Source organism: Roseateles sp. T103 (genome assembly GCF_057219915.1).
On sequence record NZ_JBXVVS010000001.1, the window covers coordinates 1,177,475 to 1,198,750 of the forward strand.

The following is a 21,276-nucleotide window of genomic DNA, read 5'->3' on the forward strand; positions in this document are numbered from 1 at the left end:
CAGCATCGCCACGTCAGCTCAGGTCCTGTTGAACTCTTGAAAAACCGTCGAAGCACAAAGAGCCTGTGCTGGCAAGATTCCAGACAGGCTCTTCATGCTCATGGGTGTCTTACTTGCGCAGGCCCAGCTTCTGGATCAGCGCGGTGTAGCGCGAAGCATCCTTGCGCTTCAGGTAGGCCAGCAGGCTCTTGCGCTGATTGACCATCTTCAGCAGGCCGCGGCGACCATGGTGATCCTTGGCGTGGGTCTTGAAGTGCGGGGTCAGCTCGTTGATGCGAGCGGTCAGCAGAGCGACCTGGACTTCCGGGGAGCCGGTGTCGTTGGCGCTGCGGGCGTTGGCCTTGACGATTTCGGCCTTGTTGAGATCGGCGACTGCCATGATGCGAGTTCCTAGTGATCGGAAAGCCGCCAGGCATCGCGCGGACAGAACAGCCCAAGCGAGGTACAGACGGTTTCCAGGGTTGCTACAACTTATGACTTGCGGACACAGGTGAAACCGACCCATGCCGTGCTTTGTTCCCGCCAATCGCCCCGCCTTAAGGCAGGATCGATGGAAAGAACCGGCGGATTATAGACCAAGCGCGCTCGTCAGCCGCCCCGCGCTGGCATCGAGCCGCGCCAGACACCAGCACAAGACCAGACCTAACGTTGTCCAAGCAGACCGCGTCTCGCGCAACTCCAGCGGCCCGAGATTGGGTGGAAAGAAAGTCTCGCCGCGTATCAGCGAACTCGCGGAGCACTGAGACAGGCAGATGGGGCGCACAGTTCCCTGATGCTTGCTCGCTCCGCTCACCGCGGCGCCGGGCGCTCCATGCGACATTGATGCGGCTGTTCGGCACGCGCAGCCTCGACGAAGCGCAGCGTGCGAAAGCCGTAGCCCGAACCTTCGTTGTCGAAGCGCACGCCCGGCGCGCCGGCACGCTTCATCACGCTCACATAGAGCGGCTGGATGAACTGATGGTCGGCCGCCCTCATCGTGCCCTGGTGCACACCACCCAGCGTCCTGCCGTCGTAGTACAGGCCCTCCATCGCACGCGCGACAGCGGCCGCCTCGGTGCTCTGCGCTTTCTCAATCGCGGCAACCAGCACCTCGATCATGGCCTGCATGCGCGCATGTACATAGTCATCCTCGGGATTGGGAAAGCGCTGACGGAAGGAGGCATAGAAGCGATCCGAACTCGGCGTGCCGACATTGGGATGCCATTCGGCCACCGCCAGCACCCGATCGATGCCACTGTCGCCCAGGGCTGCAGGCACGCCCAGGCCATTGCCATAGAAGGTATAAAAGCGCGCATTCAAGCCCACGTCACGCGCGGCCTTGACCAGCAGCGTGAGGTCATTGCCCCAATTGCCGGTCAGCACGGCCTGTGCCCCGCTGGCCTTGATCTTGCTGACGTAGGGGATGAAGTCCTTCACCCGTCCGACGGGGTGCAGTTCCTCACCGACGATCTGCAGATCTGGGCGCTTGGCCGCGATCATCTCGCGACCCTTCTTTAACACGTGCTGGCCAAAGCTGTAGTCCTGGCCGATCAGATAGAGCCGTTGCAGGCTGCGATCTTCGGCCATCTGGTCGGTCAGCGCGGCCAGGCGCATGTCGGCATGCGCGTCGAAACGGAAGTGCCAGAAGCTGCACTTCTCGTTGGTCAGTGATGGATCGACCGCCGAGTAGTTGAGGAAGAGCGCGCGCCGCTGCGGTTCGCGCTCGTTGTGCTTGTTCAGTGCGTCAATCAATGCGGCGGCGGTGGCCGAGCTATTGCCCTGCAGCACGAAGCCGATGCGTTGGTCCAGCGCTGCGCGCAGCATGGTCAGCGCCTCCTCGGTGTTGCCCTTGCTGTCAAAGCGCTGCAACACCAGCTCCCGCGGGCCGCCCGGCAGCTTCACGCCGCCACGCGCGTTGACACGCTCCACGGCCCAGATCAGGTTGCGATAGACCGCCTCGCCGGCGTTACCAAAGGGACCGGACAAGCCTTCGATCATGCCCAGTCTGATCGGATCGGCCGCCGCCCCAGCGGCACTGGCGGACGCACAAAGCAGAGCCTGCAAGGCGGCCAAACCTATGGCGAAGGTGCGCCGAATCGCGGCGCTCAGCATCTGATGCATGTCAATACTGCGGAGCCCGACATCTTGAAAAAATTCTTCGCCGGCATACGTTGAGGCTAAGGGTCGCTGCCCCCCTGCCGATGCACCAACGGGCAGCGCTTTCGATTGTAGGAGGCACCATGTTTCTCGTTCCCGTGAATCGCAATCTGTCCGAGCTGTCGCGCGGTCTGGACCGTCTGTTCGATGAGAGCTTCGGCGGCTTCTTCGGCAACGACAAGACCGAACTCAGCACCGCGCTTCGCACCCCGGCGCTGGACGTCGCCGAGACCGACACCGGCTACACCGTCAAGGTCGATCTGCCGGGCGTTCCCAAGGACGCGGTGAAGATCAATATCGAAGGTCGCCGCGTCAGCATCGACGCCGAGCAGTCCAAGAACGAAGAGAAGAAGGAAGGCGAGCGCGTGATCTACCGCGAACGTTCGGTGTCCCGCTTCTCGCGCAGCTTCACCTTGCCTGACGAGATCGACCAGGCCGAGTCCAGCGCCAAGATCGACCATGGCGTGCTGACGCTGAGCCTGGCCAAGCGCAAGGCCAAGAGCGGCGGTCAGCTGACCGTGAGCTGAGCTCGCGTCAGTTCAAACTCGACAAGTCCCAACGCGGGCGGACGGTGAATGAGCCGTCGTTGCGCAGTTGGGCCAGGCCGCGCTGCAGGCGCAGCGCGGCTGCCATCGCGATCATCGCGCCGTTGTCGGTGCAGAGCTTCAGCTCCGGGTAGTGCACGCGCACGCCGCGCTTGGCGCACGCGGCATTGAGCTGCTCGCGCAGCAGCGCATTCGCACCCACGCCGCCGGCAACGACCAGGCGCTTCAGGCCGGTCTCCTTCAGCGCCAGCAGCGACTTCTTCACCAGCACCTCGACGATGGCCGCCTGCGTGCTCGCGGCCAAGTCAGCGCGTTGCTGGCCGGTCGGTGTATCACCCAGCTTCTTCACCTGGGTCAGCACCGCGGTCTTCAGGCCAGCGAAGCTGAAATCCGGCTTGCCGCTGTGCAGCAGCGGCCGCGGCAGTTCGAAGGCCTTCGCGTCGCCCTGTTGTGCGAGCTTGGCCAGATGCGGGCCGCCGGGATAGGGCAGGCCCAGCAGTTTGGCGCTCTTGTCGAAGGCTTCGCCGGCAGCGTCGTCGATCGTCTCGCCGAGGATCTCGTACTGACCCACATCGTCCACGCGCATCAGCTGCGTGTGGCCACCCGAGACGAGCAGCGCGACGAAGGGAAACTCCGGCGGATCGGCCGACAGGAAAGGCGACAGCAGATGCCCTTCCAGGTGATGGATAGGCAGGCTGGGCTTGCCCAATGCCGCGGACAGCGCCACCGCCACGCCGGCACCGACCAGCAGTGCACCGGCCAGGCCCGGGCCCTGCGTGTAAGCGACGACATCGACATCCTGCAAGCCCAGCCCGGCCTGAGCCAGAACTTCGCGCGTCAGCGGCAGCACGCGGCGGATATGGTCGCGCGAGGCCAGCTCGGGCACCACGCCCCCGTAGGCCTGGTGCATGGCGATCTGGCTGTGCAGCGCCTCGCCCAGCAGGCGCGGTGCCCCCTGCCCGCCCGGCGGCACCTCGATCAGCGCGACGCCGGTTTCGTCGCAGGAAGATTCAAAGCCCAGGACGCGCATCGGCTCGACGCCCACTCAGTTCTTCTCGCGTGCGTGGTTGATCGAGTACTTGGGGATCTCGATGGTGATGTCCTCGCGGCCGAGGATGGCCTGGCAGCTCAGGCGCGAATCGGGCTCCAGACCCCAAGCACGGTCCAGCATGTCCTCTTCGCCCTCCTCCATCTCGGAGAGGCTGCGGCCACCCTGGCGCACGATCACATGGCAGGTGGTGCAGGCGCACACCATGTCGCAGGCATGCTCGATCTCGATGTGGTTGTCCAGCAGCGCCTCGCAGATCGAGGTGCCCGGTGGCGCGCTGACGCTGGTGCCCTCGGGGCAGTACTCGGCGTGCGGAAGGATCTTGATGGTCGGCATGGTGGTCTTGTCCTTCCTCGGTCTCAAACCTGGTCGATGCTGCGGCCCGCCAGCGCCTGCGCGATGCCGCGGTTCATGCGCGCTGCGGCGAAGGCCTCGGTGCCCTTGGCCAGGGACTCGACGGCTGCATCGATCGCCGCAGCATCCTCGCCCTGCGCCGTCTGCGCCAGCGTCACGAGCAGCGACTCGATCGCAGCGCGCTCGTCGGCGCTGAGCAGCTCGCCGTCGGCCGCCAGCGCCGAATGGGTGGCCAGCGTCATGCGCTCGGCCTCGACGCGCGCCTCGCGCAGTGCGCGCGCCTGCATGTCCGTCTCGGCGGCAGCAAAGCCGTCCTTCAGCATCGCGGCGATCTGCTCGTCCGACAGCCCATAGCTGGGCTTGACCTGCACCGCCGCCTCGACGCCCGAGCCCAGCTCCTTGGCCGAGACACTCAGCAGGCCGTCGGCATCGACCTGGAAGGTCACGCGGATGCGCGCCGCTCCGGCCACCATGGGCGGAATGCCGCGCAGCTCGAAGCGCGCCAGCGAACGGCATTCGCTGACCAGCTCGCGCTCGCCCTGCAGCACATGGATGGCCATCGCGGTCTGGCCGTCCTTGAAGGTGGTGAAGTCCTGCGCCTTGGCCACCGGGATGGTCGAGTTGCGCTCGATGACGCGTTCGACCAGCCCACCCATGGTCTCCAGCCCCAGCGACAGCGGGATCACATCGAGCAGCAGGATCTCACCGTCGGCGTTGTTGCCGGCCAGCTGGTTGGCCTGGATCGCCGCGCCCAGCGCGACCACCTCGTCGGGATTCAGATTGGTCAGCACCTCGCGACCGAAGAGATTGCTCACCGCCGCGCGCACGCAGGGCATGCGCGTGGAGCCGCCCACCATCACCGCGCCCTGCACCTCGTCGGCCTTGACCTTGGCATCGCGCAGCACGCGGCGCACCGAGGCCAGGGTCTTGTCGACCAGCGGCTTGGCCAGGGCTTCGAACTGCTCGCGCGTCACCGCGACACTCAGCGCACCGGCATCCAGCGCCGCGCTCAGCGTGGTCTGGGCCGCATCGGTCAGCGCCTCCTTGGCGGCGCGGGCTGCCACCAGCACGCGGCGCTTGTCCTGCGCGCTATCGGCCTGCAACCCCGCCTGGGCGAGTGCCCAGTCAGCCAGCAGCCGGTCGAAGTCGTCGCCACCCAGCTGCGCATCGCCGCCGGTGGCGACCACTTCGAACACGCCCTTGGACAGGCGCAGCAGCGAGATGTCGAAGGTGCCGCCGCCGAGGTCGTAGACCGCGTAGAGGCCCTCGGACGCGTTGTCCAGCCCATAAGCAATCGCTGCGGCGGTCGGCTCGTTGATCAGCCGCAGCACATTCAGGCCGGCGAGCTGCGCCGCATCCTTGGTGGCCTGGCGCTGCGCATCGTCGAAATAGGCCGGCACGGTGATCACCGCGCCGAACACATCGTCGACGAAGCTGTCCTCGGCGCGGTAGCGCAGCGTGGCGAGGATCTCGGCCGAGACTTCGACCGGGGTCTTCAGGCCGTCGCGCGTTTCGATCGCCACCATGCCCGGCTGATCGACGAAGTGGTAGGGCAGCTTGTCGCGGTTGGCGATGTCGGCCAGCTTGCGCCCCATGAAGCGCTTGACCGAGACAATGGTGTTCTCCGGGTCTTCGGCCTGCGCGGCCAGCGCGTCGGCGCCGATCTGACGGCGACCTTCGCCCAGATAGCGCACGGCCGAGGGCAGGATCACACGGCCCTGCTCGTCGGGCAGGCACTCGGCCACGCCATGGCGCACCGAGGCCACCAACGAATGCGTGGTACCCAGGTCGATACCGACGGCGATGCGCCGTTCATGCGGGTTGGGCGAGGCGCCCGGTTCGGAAATCTGCAGCAATGCCATAAGAAGGCCTATTGTCCCAGCGCGTCCAGGCGCTTATCGATGTCGGCACGGAAGCGCGCGATGAACATCAGCGCCCTGACCTGCTCCGCGGCGGCCGGGGCATCGTTCGCGTCGTCGAGCAGGCGCTGCACCTCGGCAAGCACGTCTCGCTCGCGCGCGGCGACTTCGTCGTCCAGGCGCTGCACGGCGTCGGCGTCGGCCGCCTCGTCCAGCGCCTCGCGCCAGGCCATCTGTTCCATCAGAAAGGCCGCCGGCATGCGCGTGTTGTCTTCCACATGCAGCGGCGCGCCGCGCAGCTCGCACAGATAGGCCGCACGCTTGAGCGGATCGCGCAGGCGCTGGTGAGCCTCGTTGACGCGCAGTGCCCATTGCATGGCCTGGCGCTGCGCCGCCGCGCCGTCGGCAACGAACTTGTCAGGATGCACCTGCGCCGCCAAGACCTTCCAGCGCGCCTCGATCTCAGCTCGATCCTGAGCCTGGCGCTGAGCCAAGCCAAAGAGGCTGAAATCGTCGTCGTCTAGCTTCATGCGTCAGGAGCAAAGCGCGAAGGCTCTGAACAAAAAAGCAGGCGCGGCCGCAAAGGCCGCGCCCATGGGCGCTGCCGAGCAGGCGCCGACTCTATTGCACGCGGAAGGATTCACCGCAGCCGCAGCGGTCCTTCTCGCGTGGATTGCGGAACTTGAAGCCTTCGTTGAGGCCCTCGCGGACAAAGTCAAGCTCGGTGCCATCGATGTAGGGCAGGCTCTTCGGGTCGACGAGCACCTTGACGCCATGACCTTCGAACACCAGGTCCTCAGGCGCGATGTCGTCGGCGTACTCGAGCTTGTAGGCCAGGCCCGAGCAACCGGTGGTCTTCACGCCCAGGCGCACGCCCACGCCCTTGCCGCGCTTGGCGATGTAGCGCGTCACGTGGCGGGCGGCCGCTTCGGTCAGGGTGACTGCCATGCTCAAAAGTCCCCGCTTCAGTTGCCGTGCTTGGCGCGGTAGTCGTCCACCGCGGCCTTGATCGCGTCCTCAGCCAGGATCGAGCAGTGGATCTTCACCGGCGGCAGTGCCAGCTCCTCGGCGATCTGCGTGTTCTTGATCTCCAACGCCTGGTCCAGCGTCTTGCCCTTGACCCACTCAGTGACCAGCGAGCTCGACGCGATCGCCGAGCCGCAGCCATAGGTCTTGAACTTGGCGTCCTCGATCAGGCCGGTGGACGGATTGACCTTGATCTGCAGCTTCATCACGTCGCCGCAGGCCGGTGCGCCGACCATGCCGGTGCCGACCGTCTCGTCGCCCTTGTCGAAGGCTCCGACGTTGCGTGGGTTCTCGTAGTGGTCAACGACCTTGTCGCTGTATGCCATGGTGTGCTTCTCCTAGCTTGATGCCGCCAGCCGGCTTGCAGGCCGGCTGGCCTGCCCACCGCAGACAACAGTCCGCAGTGGACTGTTGTCTGTCAGTGGGCAGCCCACTGGATGGTGCTGAGATCGATGCCTTCCTTGTACATGTCCCACAGCGGCGAGAGCTCGCGCAGCTTGGCCACGCGGTCCATCAGCATCGCCACCGCCTCGTCGATGTCCTGCTCGGTGGTGAAGCGGCCGATGGTGATGCGCAGCGAGGAATGCGCCAGCTCGTCACTGCGACCGAGGGCGCGCAGCACATAGCTGGGCTCCAGGCTGGCCGAGGTGCAGGCCGAGCCCGAGGACACGGCGATGCCCTTCACGCCCATGATCAGGCTCTCGCCTTCCACGTAATTGAAGGAGATGTTCAGGTTGTGCGGCACGCGGCGCTCGAGGTCGCCATTGATGAAGACCTGCTCGATGCTGGTGAGGCCGTCGATCAGCCGCTTGTGCAGCGCACGGATGCGTTCGCTCTCGGCACCCATCTCCTCGCGAGCGATGCGGAAGGCCTCACCCATGCCGACGCACTGGTGCGTGGGCAGCGTGCCCGAGCGCATGCCGCGCTCGTGGCCGCCGCCATGCATCTGCGCCTCCAGGCGCACGCGCGGCTTGCGGCGCACATACAGCGCGCCAATGCCCTTGGGGCCATAGGTCTTGTGCGAGGCCAGGCTCAGCAGATCGACCGGCAGCGTGGCCATGTCGATCGCCACCTTGCCGGTAGCCTGGGCGGCATCGACGTGAAAGATGATGCCCTTGTCGCGGCAGATCGCACCCAGCGTCGGGATGTCCTGGATCACGCCGATCTCGTTGTTGACGAACATGACCGACGCCAGGATGGTGTCCGGGCGCAGCGCCGCCTTGAAGGCCTCCAGATCGAGCAGACCGTTCGCCTGCACATCCAGATACGTCACTTCGAAGCCCTGGCGCTCCAGCTCGCGGCAGGTGTCCAGCACAGCCTTGTGCTCGGTCTTCACCGTGACGATGTGCTTGCCACGCGTCTTGTAGAAGTGCGCGGCACCCTTGAGCGCCAGATTGTTGGACTCGGTGGCGCCCGAGGTCCAGACGATCTCGCGCGGATCGGCATTGATCAGCGCCGCCACCTGCTCGCGCGCCTTCTCCACGGCCTCTTCTGCTTCCCAGCCCCAGGCATGACTGCGCGAAGCCGGATTGCCGAAGTGCTCGCGCAGCCAGGGAATCATCGCGTCGACGACGCGCGGGTCGCACGGCGTCGTCGCGCCGTAGTCCATATAGATCGGAAGATGGGGGGTCATGTCTGTCTTGCTAGCGGTCTGCTGGCGTCCAACGGTTCGAATGGCTACCTGTCGGCGTCCAGTTGTTCTTACTTGCTCAATGAGCTACCCAGCGCAAACACCGAGTTCGGCGCGGTCACACGGATGGGCTTGACCACCGGCTGCGAAGAGATCGCGCGCTTGATCGGCGCCTCCTCGATGGTCACGCCCTTGGCAATCTGGTCCTCGACAAGCTTGCGCAGCGAGACCGAATCCAGGTACTCGATCATCTTGGCGTTCAGGCTGGTCCACAGCTCGTGCGTGATGCAGCGGCCGGTGTCATGCCCCATGCAGTTCTCCTTGCCGCCGCAGCCGGTCGCGTCGATCGGCTCGTCCACCGCTACGATGATGTCGGCCACGGTGATCTCCTCGGACTTGCGGCCCAGCGAATAGCCACCGCCAGGGCCGCGCGTGCTTTCCACCAGCTCGTGGCGGCGCAGCTTGCCGAACAGCTGTTCCAGATAGGACAGCGAGATCTGCTGACGCTGGCTGATCGCCGCCAGCGCGACGGGCCCGCTGTTCTCGCGCAGGGCCAGATCGATCATCGCGGTAACGGCAAAACGACCTTTGGTGGTAAGACGCATGGGACTCTCCTTGGATCCATGAGACCTTGAGGGACGGCCAGTCGCCCTGCCCTTCGCCCTGTTTGGGCTCCGCAGCGGGGTTAACCCTGGGTATGCCTGAGCATTTTACTCGATTATTTCCAGGCCTGCACGCAGGGACATGCCGCCGACTCGAGCCAGCGGCAGCCCCGCTGAAGGCATCAGGCCCGATTGCCGGTGGGCTGAAGCGGCACGATGTTGTCGTGCACCGCCGCACCGAAAGCTTGCTCGCGCAGCAAGGCAAGCTGGTCGCGCAGCCGCGCCGCCTGCTCGAACTCCAGATTGCGGGCGTGCTCGAGCATCTGCTTCTCGAGCTGCGCGATGCGCTTGCCCAGGTCCTTTTCGGACAGGGTCTCGACCTCGGCGGCCTGCACCAGCTTCTGGTCGTCCCGGCCGGGCTTGTTCGAGTAGACGCCCTCGATCAGCTCCTTGATGCGCTTGTTCAGCCCGCGCGGCGTGATGCCATGCTCGGTATTGAAGGCGATCTGCTTGGCACGGCGGCGCTCGGTCTCGTCGATGGCGCGGCGCATCGAGTCGGTGATGCGGTCGGCATAGAGGATCGCCTTGCCGTTCAGGTTGCGCGCCGCGCGGCCTATGGTCTGGATCAGGCTGCGCTCGGCGCGCAGGAAGCCTTCCTTGTCGGCGTCGAGGATGGCCACCAGCGAGACCTCGGGAATGTCCAGGCCTTCGCGCAGCAGGTTGATGCCGACCAGCACGTCGAAGGTACCCAGGCGCAGGTCGCGCAGGATCTCGACCCGTTCCACCGTGTCCACGTCGGAGTGCAGATAGCGCACCTTGACGCCGTTGTCGCTGAGGTAGTCGGTGAGCTGCTCGGCCATGCGCTTGGTCAGCGTGGTGATCAGCACGCGTTCGCTGGCCTCGACGCGCAGGCGGATCTCCTGCAGCACGTCGTCCACCTGATGCGTGGCCGGGCGCACCTCGACCTCGGGGTCCACCAGGCCGGTGGGCCGCACCACCTGCTCGACCACCTGGCCGGCGTGCTGCTGCTCGTAAGCCGCAGGCGTGGCCGAGACGAACACCGCCTGGCGCATCTTGCGCTCGAACTCCTCGAACTTCAGCGGCCGGTTGTCCAGCGCGCTGGGCAGGCGGAAGCCATATTCGACCAGCGTGGTCTTGCGCGCACGGTCACCGTTGTACATGCCACCGAACTGGCCGATCAGCACATGGCTTTCGTCCAGGAACATCAGCGCATCGCTGGGCAGATAGTCCACCAGCGTCGGCGGCGGCTCGCCCGGCGCCGCGCCGGACAGATGTCGCGTGTAGTTCTCGATGCCCTTGCAGTGGCCCACCTCCTGCAGCATCTCCAGGTCGAAGCGGGTGCGCTGCTCCAGACGTTGCGCCTCGACCAGCTTGCCCTCGGCGACGAACTGGCCGACGCGCTCGCGCAGCTCCACCTTGATGGTCTCGATCGCCGCCAGCACGCGGTCGCGCGGCGTGACGTAATGGCTGCTCGGATAGACGGTGAAGCGGGGGATCTTCTGCCGCACCTTGCCGGTCAGCGGGTCGAAGAGCTGCAGGCTCTCCAGCTCGTCGTCGAAGAGCTCGATGCGCAGCGCCAGCTCGGAATGCTCGGCCGGGAAGACGTCGATGGTGTCGCCGCGCACGCGGAAGTGGCCGCGGGTGAACTCCATCTCGTTGCGCGTGTACTGCATGCGAGTCAGCTGCGTGATCACGTCGCGCTGGCCGACACGGTCGCCCACGCGCAGCGTCATCACCATCTGGTGATAGTCCGCCGGGCTACCGATGCCGTAGATCGCCGAGACCGAGGCGACGATGACCACATCGCGCCGCTCCAGCAAGCTCTTGGTGCAGGACAGGCGCAGCTGCTCGATCTGCTCGTTGATCGCGCTGTCCTTCTCGATGAACAGGTCGCGCTGCGGCACATAGGCCTCGGGCTGGTAGTAGTCGTAGTAGCTGACGAAGTACTCGACCGCATTCTTCGGGAAGAACTCGCGGAACTCGCTGTAGAGCTGCGCGGCCAGTGTCTTGTTCGGCGCGAAAACGATCGCCGGCCGGCCCAGGCGGGCGATGACATTGGCCATCGTGAAGGTCTTGCCCGAGCCGGTGACGCCCAGCAAGGTCTGGTAGCTCAGGCCGTCGTTGATGCCCTCCACCAGCTGAGCGATGGCCGTGGGTTGATCGCCCGCCGGCGGAAAGGGCTGGAACAGCTGGAAGGGCGAGCCCTCGAAGCTGACGAACTCGCCTTGAGGCGCGTCCTGAGCTGCGTCGGATGAGGTGGCAACAGAGACGGGAACAGCTGGCATGCGGGGCAACCCTTAGACGGTGGCGCGAACCACCCTAAAATCACGACCTGTCCTGCGCAGGCTGCGAACCCTACAGCGTAGCGCAGGCGCTCACGGCGAGCCGCGAAGGGCCGCCACCGCTCATGCCAACGTCCTGTCAGGAAACATCCATGTCCTTGTTTGCCGCCGTCGAAATGGCCCCCCGCGACCCGATCCTGGGCCTGAACGAGCAGTTCGCCGCCGATACCAACCCCGCCAAGGTGAACCTGGGCGTGGGCGTGTACTACGACGAGAACGGCAAGCTGCCGCTGCTGAAGTGCGTGGCCAAGGCCGAGGCACAGATGCAAGCCGACCCCAAGGCCCGTGGCTACCTGCCGATCGACGGTATCGCCGCCTACGACAAGGCCGTGCAAGGCCTGGTCTTCGGCGCCGACAGCAAGGTGCTGGCCGACAAGCGCGTCGCCACCGTGCAGGCCCTGGGCGGCACCGGCGGCCTGAAGATCGGCGCAGATTTCCTCAAGCGCCTGAACCCCGGCGCCAAGGTGTTGATCTCCGACCCGAGCTGGGAGAACCACCGCGCGCTGTTCACCAACGCCGGCTTCCCGGTCGAGACCTACCCCTACTACGACGCCGCCAAGCTGGGCATCAACTTCGACGGCATGCTGGCCACGCTGAACGCCGCGCCGGCCGGCACCGTGGTCGTGCTGCACGCCTGCTGCCACAACCCCACCGGCTATGACCTGACGCCCGAGCAGTGGACCCAGGTGGTCGCCGCGGTGAAGGCGCGCAATCTGGTCGCCTTCCTGGACATGGCCTACCAGGGCTTCGGCGAAGGCATCGCCGAGGACGGTGCCGTGGTGCAGCAGTTCGTCGCCGCCGGGCTGGACTTCTTCGTCTCGACCAGCTTCTCGAAGAGCTTCTCGCTCTACGGCGAGCGCGTCGGCGCGCTGAGCGTGGTCTGCGAGTCGGCTGAAGAAGCTTCGCGCGTGCTGTCGCAGCTGAAGATCGTCATCCGCACCAACTATTCCAACCCGCCGACGCACGGCGCCCAGGTGGTGGCCACCGTGCTGTCCACGCCCGAGCTGCGCCAGCTGTGGGAGGACGAGCTGGCCGGCATGCGTCTGCGCATCCGCGCGATGCGCCAGGCCCTGGTCGATGCGCTGAAGGCCGCCGGCGTCAGCGCCGACCTGAGCTTCGTGACCCGCCAGAAGGGCATGTTCAGCTACTCGGGCCTCTCCGCTGCCCAGATGCAGCGCCTGCGCAGCGAATTCGGCGTCTATGGCGTCGATTCGGGCCGCATCTGCGTGGCGGCGCTCAACGAGAAGAACCTGCCGGCTGTCGCGAAGGCGATGGCCACGGTGATGCGCGGCTGAGACAGTCGGCCTCGCTGAGGAGTTTTGCCGGGTTTGCCAAGCGGCGAACCCGGCGTATGCTGCAATGCACAAATTCTGGCACTATGGTTGCCGCAAGCAGCCCTGCCCCACATCAGACTCCGAGGTCCGCCCATGCTGTACCAGCTCTATGAAACCCAGCGCGCGCTGCTGAGCCCGTTCGCCGAGTTCGCCAGCGCGTCGGCCAAGCTCTACAGCCATCCGCTGTCGCCGTTCGCGCACACGCCGCTGTCGCCCCGCATGTCGGCAGGACTCGACCTGTTCCACCGCCTGGCCAAGGAATACGAGAAGCCCGAGTTCGGCATCCGCGGCATCGAGGTCGATGGCGTCGAGGTCGCCGTGCAGGAGCTGGTGCCGATGGAGAAGCCCTTCTGCCGGCTGCTGCGCTTCAAGCGCTACACCGACGATCAGAAGGTGCTGGCCAAGATGAAGACGCAGCCCACCGTGCTGGTGGTCGCTCCGCTGTCGGGTCATCACAGCACGCTGTTGCGCGACACGGTCAAGCAGCTGCTCAAGGACCACAAGGTCTTCATCACCGACTGGACCGACGCGCGCATGGTGCCGCTGGAAGTCGGCCCCTTCCATCTGGACGACTACATCGCCTATGTGCAGGAGTTCATCCGCTTCATCGGCAGCGACTGTCATGTGATCTCGGTCTGCCAGCCGACGGTGCCGGTTTTGGCTGCGATCTCGCTGATGGCCAGCAAGGGCGAGACCACGCCGCGCTCGATGACGATGATGGGCGGCCCGATCGACGCCAGCAAGAGCCCGACGGCGGTGAACAACCTGGCGATGAACCGCAGCTTCAGCTGGTTCGAGACCAACGTCATCTACCGCGTGCCGACCAACTTCCCCGGCGCCGGCCGCCGCGTCTACCCGGGCTTCCTGCAACACACCGGCTTCGTGGCGATGAACCCCGACCGCCACGCCAACTCGCATTACGACTACTTCCTCGATCTGGTGCAGGGCGACGACGAAGGGGCGGAAGCGCACCGCCAGTTCTACGACGAGTACAACGCCGTGCTGGACATGCCCGCCGAGTACTACCTGGACACGATCAAGACCGTGTTCCAGGACTTCGCGCTGATCAATGGCACCTGGGTGGTCGACGGCCAGCTGGTGCGCCCGCAGGACATCAAGGGCACTGCGCTGCTCACCGTCGAGGGCGAGCTGGACGACATCTCCGGCGCCGGCCAGACGCGCGCCGCGCATGACTTGTGCAAGAACATCGGCCCCGAGCATCAGTACCACTATGTCGCCGAGGGTGCCGGCCATTACGGCATCTTCTCGGGTCGGCGCTGGCGCGAGCGTGTCTATCCGCAGGTGCGTGACTTCATCGCCAAGTACGACCATCCGGGCGCAGCCGTCAACGCACTCGGCACAGCCTCCGCCGCACGCAAGCGCGGCGGCCGCCGCGCTTGAGCGAGGCAGCGGTCGCGACAGCGACGCTGGTCGAAGCGATCGACCGCGTCCTGCCGCAGACGCAATGCACGCGCTGCGGCTACCCGGACTGCCGCAGCTATGCGCAGGCGATTGCCGACGGCGAAGCCGAGATCAACCAATGCCCGCCGGGCGGCGCCGAAGGCGTGGCGCGGCTGGCTGCCGTCACCGGCCGCCCGGCCCTGGCACTGAACGATGAATGCGGCAGCGAAGGCCCGCTGACGCTGGCGGTCATCGACGAGGACTGGTGCATAGGCTGCACGCTGTGCATCAAGGCCTGCCCGGTGGACTGCATCGTCGGTGCGCCCAAGGCCATGCATGTGGTCGTGGCCGCGCAGTGCACCGGCTGCGAGCTCTGCATCCCCGCCTGCCCGGTGGACTGCATCAGCATGCGCCCGGTCAGCGGCACTGCGACAGGCTGGGCAGCCTGGAGCGCGGCGCAGGCCGACGAGGCGCGCGAACGCTACCAGTGGCGCAGCGTGCGCCTGGCGCGCGACAAGCGCGAGAACGACGAGCGCTTGCGCCTCGAGGCCGAGGCCAAGCTCGCCAACCTGCCAGCCGTCTCGCACATCACCGACCCACAGCAGCTGGACCGCAAGCGCCAGATGATCGAGGCAGCACTGGCCCGCGCCCGCGCGCAGCGCAAGACCTGAACCTCGGCGCCCCGGCGCTGCTGCTTGGGCACAATCGCCGCCCATGAACAAGCAAGAGATCCAGGGCTTCTTCGCGACGCTGAAGGCGGCCAATCCCTCACCGCAGACCGAGCTGGAATATGCCAGCGTGTTCGAGCTGCTCACCGCGGTGCTGCTCTCGGCCCAAGCGACCGATGTCAGCGTCAACAAGGCCACGCGCAAGCTCTTCGTCGTCGCGAACACGCCGCAGAAGATCCTCGCCCTCGGTGAGGACGGCCTGTGCGAGTACATCCGCACCATCGGCCTGTACCGCAGCAAGGCCCGACATCTGCTGCAGACCTGCCGCATCCTCGTCGAGCAGCATGGCGGCGAGGTGCCGGGCACGCGCGAAGCGCTCGAGGCCCTGCCTGGCGTCGGCCGCAAGACCGCCAATGTGGTGCTGAATGTCGCCTTCGGCGAGCCGACCATGGCGGTGGACACGCATATCTTCCGCCTCGGCAATCGCACCGGCCTGGCCCCCGGCAAGACGCCGCTGGCCGTCGAACAGGGCCTGCTCGAGCGCGTGCCTGCCGAGTACCTCGTCGATGCCCACCACTGGCTGATCCTGCATGGCCGCTACGTCTGCCAGGCGCGCAAGCCGCAGTGCGGCGTCTGCGCCGTGCGCAGCTATTGCGACCACGGCAAGCAGCACGGGAAGGGCTGAGCGCTCGCCCTACAATGCCGGCAAAAATCGGCAACCAAGCAGCGCCGCACCGATCCACCCCATCTAGGAAGCCATGCCAAGCATCACCGCGCTCGTCGACCGGGTTGAACGGCTGCTGCTGCGCCACGCCGAGCTGCGCCGCACCAATGAGCTGCTGGAGCAGCAAGTGCAGGCCCTGACACAGGAGCGCGACAGTCTGCGCTCGCGCCTGGCCGCAGCGCGCCAGCGCATCGACGCCCTGCTCGACCGGCTGCCGGTCGAGGGCACGGAACCCGGGAAGAGCAACGAGTCATGAAGCAGATGGAAGTCACCATCATGGGCCAGAGCTACCTGCTCGGCTGCCCAGAGGGCGGTGAAGCCGCGCTGAGCCGCGCCGTCGCCCAGGTGGACCGGGAGATGTGCGCCATCCGCGACGCCGGCCGCATCAAGGCGCGCGAACGCATCGCCGTGCTGGCAGCACTGAACCTGGCCTACCAGTTGGCCGAGCAGCCCGTGGTTGCCGGTACGAACGCCGATGCGAGTGCCCCCAGCACGGCCGAGTTGGCGGCACTGATCGACCGGCTGGACGCAGCATTGGGCGTGGACGGCCAGTTGCTCTGAGGGAATCGGCCCGCGGGCTTAGAATCCGCTCGTCCATTGCGTTCGCGTGGGTCCTATATTTCCTTGAACCGATGCTCTTGCGAGCACGGGCTTGGAACATCGCCTGACTGGTGTGATCGTCTCGCGTCAGATGAACCCGAAGTCTCGCTGACCTCGCCCACCTGAATCCCCTGGGTTCAGGAATGCGGCCCACGGCTCGCGATGGACACCCTCCCTTCGACGCCCGCCGCCAGCCATCTCCCCTTGAACTACTGGTTGATGAAGTCCGAGCCCGACGAGTGCTCGATCGACGACCTCGCTGCTGCGCCGGGCGCTCGCGTGCCTTGGACAGGCGTGCGCAACTACCAGGCGCGCAATTTCATGCGCGATGCGATGCGTATCGGCGACGGCGTGCTGTTCTACCACTCGTCCTGCCCGCAACCGGGCATCGCTGGCCTGGCTGAAGTTGCCAGCGATGCCTATCCGGACGCCAGTCAGTTCGACCCGCAAAGCCCCTACTTCGACACCAAGTCCAAGCCCGAGTCGCCGCGCTGGCTGCATGTCGACGTGCGCCTGCGCCGCAAGACCCGCCTGTTGGGCCTGGCCGAGATGCGCGCCGATCCGGCGCTTGCCACGATGCAGGTGCTCAAGGCGGGCAACCGTCTCTCGATCACGCCGGTGACGCCCGAGGAGTGGCATCACATCGTCTCGCTACTGGACGCACATCCACGATGAACCTCGACCTCACGCTTCTCGCCGAACTGCTCGCGCTGGGCATCTGTGCCGGCTATCTCGCCGGCCTGCTGGGCATAGGCGGCGGCATGCTGATGGTGCCGTTCCTCACCTGGATCCTGTCGCAGCGCGGCGTCGATGCCGGCATGGCAGTGAAGATGGCCGTCGCCACGTCAATGGCCACCATCATGTTCACCTCGATCTCCAGCGTGCGCGCGCATCACAAGCGTGGCGCAGTGCGCTGGGATCTGGTCGCAGGCCTGGCGCCGGGCATCGTGCTCGGCGGACTGATCGCCGGCGCCGGCATCTTTGCGCTGCTCAAGGGCACGGCACTGGCGCTCTTCTTCGCGGCATTCGTCGGCTTCTCGGCCATGCAGATGCTGCGCAACAAGAAGCCCAAGCCGAGCCGCCAGATGCCCGGTACCGCCGGCCAGATCGGCGCCGGCACAGGCATCGGACTGCTATCCGGCCTGGTCGGCGCCGGGGGCGGCTTCGTCTCGGTGCCCTTCATGACATGGTGCAACGTGCCCATGCACAATGCCGTGGCCACCAGCGCAGCCCTGGGCTTTCCGATCGCGCTGGCCAACACCGTCGGGTATGTGATCGGCGGTTGGAACCTCCCTCCCGCCTTGCCCGGCGCCTTTGGCTATCTGTTCCTGCCTGCACTCGTGGTCATTGCCGCAGCCAGCGTAACCATGGCCCCGCTGGGTGCACGTTCGGCCCACGCGCTGAATGTGGTTCAGCTCAAGCGGGCCTTCGCCTTCCTGCTGTTCTCGCTGGCTGCCTATATGCTCTACAAGGGCCTGACCGGCTGAGGCATCAAGCTTCAGCTCAGCCCAAGCCGAAGGGGATAGGCGCCAGCACGACCTGATTGCCGCCGCGGCGCTGTGCCTCGTGCACCGCCTTGTCCACCGCGGCGAGCAACTCGTCCTGCTTGGACGCGGTGTGCGGGAAACTCGCCACACCCATAGACAGCGACATGCCGAGGTCAGCGCCGTTGAGCACCACGATCTGCGAGGCACATTGGCGGCGCAGCTGCTCCATGCGAGCGTGCGCGGTCGCAAGGCCGACGCCAGAAAGCAGCACCGCGAAAGTCTGCTCGCCGATACGACAGGCTGCATCCATGGCGCGTGTGTTGGCGCGCAGCATGCGGCCCAGGCCCTCGAGCAAGCGTTGGTGAGCCTCGTCACCCAGCGCACGCCCAGATTCGGGCATAGGATCGAGCGCGATCAACACCAGCGCGAACTCGCGATGCTCGCGGGTGGACAGGTCGATCTCGCGCAAGAGCTGATCCTCGAACTGCGCACGCAGGTAGAGGCCGGAGAGCTCATCGCGACCAGTGCCGCGCTCCATCTCCCTACGCATCTGCTCCAGCGCGCGCTGTTGCTGCTCCAACTGGCCCAGCGCGCGTTGCAGATGGACTTCGCGCTGGCGCTCTTCGGTACGCTCCTGCCACATCGCCAGGATGTGGTCACCGCCCAAAGCGGAACGCGTCACCGTGAACTCCCGCCGCCGGCCATGCAGCTCCAGCCTGTGCTCGCTGACCACCACAGTGCGCTGCGCCATCACCGACTGCTCGATCCGCCGCATCGCGACCACCTCGTCTGGTCGCATCAGCTCGGCATCGCTGGAGCCGGTGATGCCCAACTCGCCGCGATCGAATAGCGCCGCCATGCCCGGACTCGCGTGGACATAGCGCCCTGTGGCCAGCGACTTCACCGCTACCAGCACACCGAGCGGTTCTGCCATGGATACGAGCAGCCCGGCGGCCTCGCCGGCCGAAATGCCCGCAAGGCCAAGCCACTGACCGGCGCTGCTGGCTGCGCCTGCGCTAAGTTGTTCGGCAGAAGAAACCATCTGGATCTGTTTGCTGGAATAGTGGCTCGCCAGGCACGCGACATGCGATGCCTGAGTGCCGACCAATCTTCAGGGCTGGCGAGCTGCAGGGCAAGCGCCCGGTATCCCTTGTTCTAACGGTGCCACCCGCGGCGCTGCGCATCGTAACCAAGAAGCGACACACCCAACATCTCGCGGCGCCTGCTCCCCCCCGGAACAGGCACCCGTGCGCAGCGCTTGTGCCCCCCTAGAATTCGGCCACACTCTGGGAGACGCAATGTCGGCAGATTTGGTCAAGGTGGTGCTGGCACAACGCAGCGACTACCAGTTCGAGAATGAATTCGGCGACGGCACGCCAATGCTGCTGACCGACGAACCCGCACCGCTAGGTCAGGGTCTCGGTCCGTCGCCAATGCAACTGCTTGCTGCTGCAGTGGGGAACTGCCTGAGCGATTCGCTGCTCTTCGCGCTGCGGAAGTTCAAACAGCAGCCTGAGCCGATTCGCTGCGAAGTGCTGGCGCGTACCGGTCGAAACGAAGCCGGCCGGTTGCGGGTTCAGAGCATTGAGGCCAAGCTGACTCTGGGTGTGGCCGCCGCGCGACTCGATCATCTGGATCGGGTGCTGGCGCAGTTCGAGGATTTCTGCACCGTCACGCAAAGTGTCGGCCAGGGACTGTCAGTCACCGTGAGCGTCTTCGATGCCGACGGGAGGCAGCTGAAGTGAGCAGCGAACCGCCCTGCGCGCACTGATGCGGCATTTCGATCTTGTCGTCGTCGGCGCGGGCGCCGCGGGCCTGTTCTGCGCCAGTGTCGCCGGCCAGCGCGGGCTCAAGGTGCTGGTGATCGACCATGCCAGCAAGCTCGCCGAGAAGATTCGCATCTCCGGCGGCGGCCGCTGCAACTTCACGAACCGGGACGCCGGACCAGCGCACTACCTTTCCGAAAACCCTGCGTTCTGCCGCTCGGCACTGGCGCGCTACACCGCGCAAGACTTCATCGCGCTGGTCAAGCGTCATGGCATCGCCTTTCACGAGAAGCACAAAGGCCAGCTGTTTTGCGACAACTCGAGCGAACAGATCATCGAGATGCTGGTGCGCGAGTGCGCGGTCGGGGGCGTGGAGCGCTGGCAGCCTTGCAGCGTTGCAGACCTGCGTCCCGTGGACGGTGGCTTCGAGCTTGAAACCAGCCGAGGCCTGCTGCGCTGCACGCGCGCGGTGGTTGCGACAGGCGGCCTGTCGATTCCTAAGATCGGCGCCAGCGACTGGGGCCTTCGGCTGGCCGCACGGCTGGGCCATCGAATCGTGACACCTCGGCCTGCCCTGGTGCCGCTGACCTTCGATCCGGAGCTATGGGCACCATTCGCCGATCTGGCCGGCCTGTCCTTGCCGGCGATTGTCACGACTGGCAGCGGCAAGCAACGCGGCCAATTCTCCGAGGATCTGCTCTTCACGCATCGCGGGCTCAGCGGGCCCGCCATCTTGCAGATCTCGAGTTACTGGCAGGAAGGACAGCCGCTGGTGATCGACCTCGCCGCCGGCCACGACCTTGGCGAGCAGCTCCGTGAAGCCAAGAATGGATCGAAGCGCCAACTCGGCACCGAGCTGGCGCAGCGCCTGCCGGCGCGCCTGGCCCAGACCTGGCTGACCCGCCTTGGCCTGGACTCAGCACGGCCGATGGCGGAGTGCAAGGACAAGGACCTCGCGCAGGTGAGCAACCAGCTGCAGCAGTGGCAACTGCTGCCCAGCGGCACCGAAGGTTGGCGCAAGGCCGAGGTGATGCGCGGCGGTGTTGATACCCGGGAGCTGAGCTCGCAGTCGATGGAGAGCCGGCTTGTGCCTGGCCTGCATTTCATTGGCGAGGTGGTCGACGTGACCGGTTGGCTTGGCGGCTACAACTTCCAGTGGGCCTGGTCCAGCGCCGTCGCTTGCGCCCAGGCTATCCCGCCACCGACCTGAAGTCTGGCCGGCGCACATACTGTGCACCTGAGTATTCTGTGGCTATAATCCGCGTCTTTGCTGGCAAACCCTGCGCGTCGATTCGCATTGGCAACGATGGCGGACTCCGGATACTCCGCCGCAGCGTTGGCGATCCAGATGGATCAACAACCTGGCGAACACCGAGCGCATACTGAAGGAACCCCTTTTTCATGACCACCATTCGCGTCAAAGAGAACGAGCCGTTCGACGTGGCCCTGCGCCGCTTCAAGCGCACCATTGAAAAACTCGGCCTGCTGACCGACTTGCGCGCTCGCGAGTTCTACGAGAAGCCCACGGCCGAGCGCAAGCGCAAGAAGGCAGCCGCCGTGAAGCGCCACTACAAGCGCGTGCGCAGCATGCAGCTGCCGAAGAAGCTGTACTGATCCTCTCCGGAACAGCTCGGTGATTGCTGGCCTGTAGGCCAGCAATACCCACAGCGAACAAGCCCGCGCAGGACGCTGCAGCGGGCTTTTTCATTTCTGCAATCGAACCTCCCTACGCA

General features: G+C 65.9%; 24 protein-coding genes and 1 other RNA gene. 13 read left to right on the top strand and 12 right to left on the bottom strand.

What is annotated here, in order from left to right; all coding sequences use genetic code 11:
• Positions 1 to 109 precede the first annotated feature (109 nt).
• Both rpsO and AC2EBS_RS05115 read right to left on the bottom strand, forming a co-directional pair.
• A complete protein-coding gene (gene rpsO, locus AC2EBS_RS05110; RefSeq protein ID WP_484727281.1) occupies positions 110 to 379 on the bottom strand; it encodes a 30S ribosomal protein S15 in 270 nt (89 codons plus the stop codon).
• A 410-nt stretch (positions 380 to 789) separates the two neighbouring features.
• A complete protein-coding gene (locus AC2EBS_RS05115) occupies positions 790 to 2,091 on the bottom strand; it encodes a branched-chain amino acid ABC transporter substrate-binding protein (RefSeq protein WP_484727570.1) in 1,302 nt (433 codons plus the stop codon).
• A gap of 128 nt (positions 2,092 to 2,219) precedes the next feature.
• Between AC2EBS_RS05115 and AC2EBS_RS05120 the strand changes: the two genes are divergently transcribed.
• Entirely contained in the window at positions 2,220 to 2,663 is a 444-nt protein-coding gene (locus AC2EBS_RS05120) for an Hsp20/alpha crystallin family protein (protein WP_484727282.1), read from the top strand.
• A 7-nt stretch (positions 2,664 to 2,670) separates the two neighbouring features.
• Here AC2EBS_RS05120 and tsaD read toward each other — a convergent pair whose 3' ends face one another.
• From tsaD to uvrB, 9 genes are all read right to left on the bottom strand, one after another.
• On the bottom strand, positions 2,671 to 3,711 hold the full coding sequence (gene tsaD, locus AC2EBS_RS05125) for a tRNA (adenosine(37)-N6)-threonylcarbamoyltransferase complex transferase subunit TsaD (protein ID WP_484727571.1): 1,041 nt from the start codon (positions 3,709 to 3,711) through the stop codon (positions 2,671 to 2,673).
• A 15-nt stretch (positions 3,712 to 3,726) separates the two neighbouring features.
• Entirely contained in the window at positions 3,727 to 4,065 is a 339-nt protein-coding gene (gene fdx / locus AC2EBS_RS05130) for an ISC system 2Fe-2S type ferredoxin (RefSeq protein ID WP_484727283.1), read from the bottom strand.
• 23 nt (positions 4,066 to 4,088) lie between these two features.
• Entirely contained in the window at positions 4,089 to 5,945 is a 1,857-nt protein-coding gene (gene hscA, locus AC2EBS_RS05135; protein ID WP_484727284.1) for a Fe-S protein assembly chaperone HscA, read from the bottom strand.
• 8 nt (positions 5,946 to 5,953) lie between these two features.
• Positions 5,954 to 6,472, bottom strand: coding sequence for a Fe-S protein assembly co-chaperone HscB (gene hscB, locus AC2EBS_RS05140; RefSeq protein WP_484727285.1), 519 nt, complete (start codon positions 6,470 to 6,472; stop codon positions 5,954 to 5,956).
• Between the two features lie 91 nt (positions 6,473 to 6,563).
• Positions 6,564 to 6,890, bottom strand: coding sequence for an iron-sulfur cluster assembly protein IscA (gene iscA / locus AC2EBS_RS05145; RefSeq protein WP_484727286.1), 327 nt, complete (start codon positions 6,888 to 6,890; stop codon positions 6,564 to 6,566).
• Positions 6,891 to 6,907: 17 nt separating this feature from the next.
• Positions 6,908 to 7,294, bottom strand: coding sequence for a Fe-S cluster assembly scaffold IscU (gene iscU / locus AC2EBS_RS05150; RefSeq protein WP_484727287.1), 387 nt, complete (start codon positions 7,292 to 7,294; stop codon positions 6,908 to 6,910).
• A 92-nt stretch (positions 7,295 to 7,386) separates the two neighbouring features.
• Positions 7,387 to 8,601 (bottom strand): IscS subfamily cysteine desulfurase, encoded by a 1,215-nt coding sequence (locus AC2EBS_RS05155; RefSeq protein WP_484727288.1) that lies wholly within the window; start codon positions 8,599 to 8,601, stop codon positions 7,387 to 7,389.
• 68 nt (positions 8,602 to 8,669) lie between these two features.
• A complete protein-coding gene (gene iscR / locus AC2EBS_RS05160) occupies positions 8,670 to 9,203 on the bottom strand; it encodes a Fe-S cluster assembly transcriptional regulator IscR (protein WP_484727289.1) in 534 nt (177 codons plus the stop codon).
• Between the two features lie 179 nt (positions 9,204 to 9,382).
• On the bottom strand, positions 9,383 to 11,506 hold the full coding sequence (uvrB, locus tag AC2EBS_RS05165; protein ID WP_484727290.1) for an excinuclease ABC subunit UvrB: 2,124 nt from the start codon (positions 11,504 to 11,506) through the stop codon (positions 9,383 to 9,385).
• 149 nt (positions 11,507 to 11,655) lie between these two features.
• Between uvrB and AC2EBS_RS05170 the strand changes: the two genes are divergently transcribed.
• The 9 genes from AC2EBS_RS05170 (at position 11,656) to AC2EBS_RS05210 (ending at position 17,777) form a co-directional block, all read left to right on the top strand.
• Positions 11,656 to 12,858 carry an amino acid aminotransferase gene (locus AC2EBS_RS05170; protein ID WP_484727291.1) on the top strand — a complete coding sequence of 401 codons (1,203 nt, stop codon included), beginning with the start codon at positions 11,656 to 11,658 and terminating at the stop codon, positions 12,856 to 12,858.
• 132 nt (positions 12,859 to 12,990) lie between these two features.
• Positions 12,991 to 14,298 (top strand): polyhydroxyalkanoate depolymerase, encoded by a 1,308-nt coding sequence (locus AC2EBS_RS05175; RefSeq protein ID WP_484727292.1) that lies wholly within the window; start codon positions 12,991 to 12,993, stop codon positions 14,296 to 14,298.
• Positions 14,295 to 14,969 carry an electron transport complex subunit RsxB gene (rsxB, locus tag AC2EBS_RS05180; RefSeq protein WP_484727293.1) on the top strand — a complete coding sequence of 225 codons (675 nt, stop codon included), beginning with the start codon at positions 14,295 to 14,297 and terminating at the stop codon, positions 14,967 to 14,969. Before AC2EBS_RS05175 ends, rsxB begins: the two co-directional genes overlap by 4 nt.
• Positions 14,970 to 15,012: 43 nt before the next feature.
• Complete coding sequence (gene nth / locus AC2EBS_RS05185) at positions 15,013 to 15,651, top strand: endonuclease III (RefSeq protein WP_484727294.1); 639 nt, start codon at positions 15,013 to 15,015, stop codon at positions 15,649 to 15,651.
• Positions 15,652 to 15,724: 73 nt separating this feature from the next.
• Positions 15,725 to 15,946, top strand: coding sequence for a cell division protein ZapB (zapB, locus tag AC2EBS_RS05190; RefSeq protein WP_484727295.1), 222 nt, complete (start codon positions 15,725 to 15,727; stop codon positions 15,944 to 15,946).
• The gene (locus AC2EBS_RS05195) at positions 15,943 to 16,251 is read left to right on the top strand and encodes a cell division protein ZapA (protein ID WP_484727296.1); all 309 of its coding nucleotides are present in this window, start codon (positions 15,943 to 15,945) and stop codon (positions 16,249 to 16,251) included. The genes zapB and AC2EBS_RS05195 overlap by 4 nt, the downstream gene beginning before the upstream one ends.
• 27 nt (positions 16,252 to 16,278) lie before the next feature.
• A non-coding RNA gene (gene ssrS, locus AC2EBS_RS05200) (6S RNA) lies at positions 16,279 to 16,463 on the top strand.
• Positions 16,453 to 16,965 carry an EVE domain-containing protein gene (locus AC2EBS_RS05205; protein ID WP_484727297.1) on the top strand — a complete coding sequence of 171 codons (513 nt, stop codon included), beginning with the start codon at positions 16,453 to 16,455 and terminating at the stop codon, positions 16,963 to 16,965. The genes ssrS and AC2EBS_RS05205 overlap by 11 nt, the downstream gene beginning before the upstream one ends.
• On the top strand, positions 16,962 to 17,777 hold the full coding sequence (locus tag AC2EBS_RS05210; protein WP_484727298.1) for a sulfite exporter TauE/SafE family protein: 816 nt from the start codon (positions 16,962 to 16,964) through the stop codon (positions 17,775 to 17,777). The genes AC2EBS_RS05205 and AC2EBS_RS05210 overlap by 4 nt, the downstream gene beginning before the upstream one ends.
• Positions 17,778 to 17,793: 16 nt before the next feature.
• On the opposite strand, the gene AC2EBS_RS05215 is transcribed toward AC2EBS_RS05210, so the two are convergent.
• Complete coding sequence (locus AC2EBS_RS05215; protein WP_484727299.1) at positions 17,794 to 18,711, bottom strand: GGDEF domain-containing protein; 918 nt, start codon at positions 18,709 to 18,711, stop codon at positions 17,794 to 17,796.
• A gap of 364 nt (positions 18,712 to 19,075) precedes the next feature.
• On the opposite strand from AC2EBS_RS05215, the gene AC2EBS_RS05220 reads away from it, so the two are divergent.
• The 3 genes from AC2EBS_RS05220 to rpsU all read left to right on the top strand — a co-directional run bounded on the left by AC2EBS_RS05220 (position 19,076) and on the right by rpsU (position 21,157).
• Positions 19,076 to 19,522 (top strand): OsmC family protein, encoded by a 447-nt coding sequence (locus AC2EBS_RS05220; protein ID WP_484727300.1) that lies wholly within the window; start codon positions 19,076 to 19,078, stop codon positions 19,520 to 19,522.
• A 25-nt stretch (positions 19,523 to 19,547) separates the two neighbouring features.
• On the top strand, positions 19,548 to 20,753 hold the full coding sequence (locus tag AC2EBS_RS05225; RefSeq protein WP_484727301.1) for a BaiN/RdsA family NAD(P)/FAD-dependent oxidoreductase: 1,206 nt from the start codon (positions 19,548 to 19,550) through the stop codon (positions 20,751 to 20,753).
• 191 nt (positions 20,754 to 20,944) lie between these two features.
• On the top strand, positions 20,945 to 21,157 hold the full coding sequence (rpsU, locus tag AC2EBS_RS05230) for a 30S ribosomal protein S21 (protein ID WP_007833691.1): 213 nt from the start codon (positions 20,945 to 20,947) through the stop codon (positions 21,155 to 21,157).
• Positions 21,158 to 21,276 lie beyond the last annotated feature (119 nt).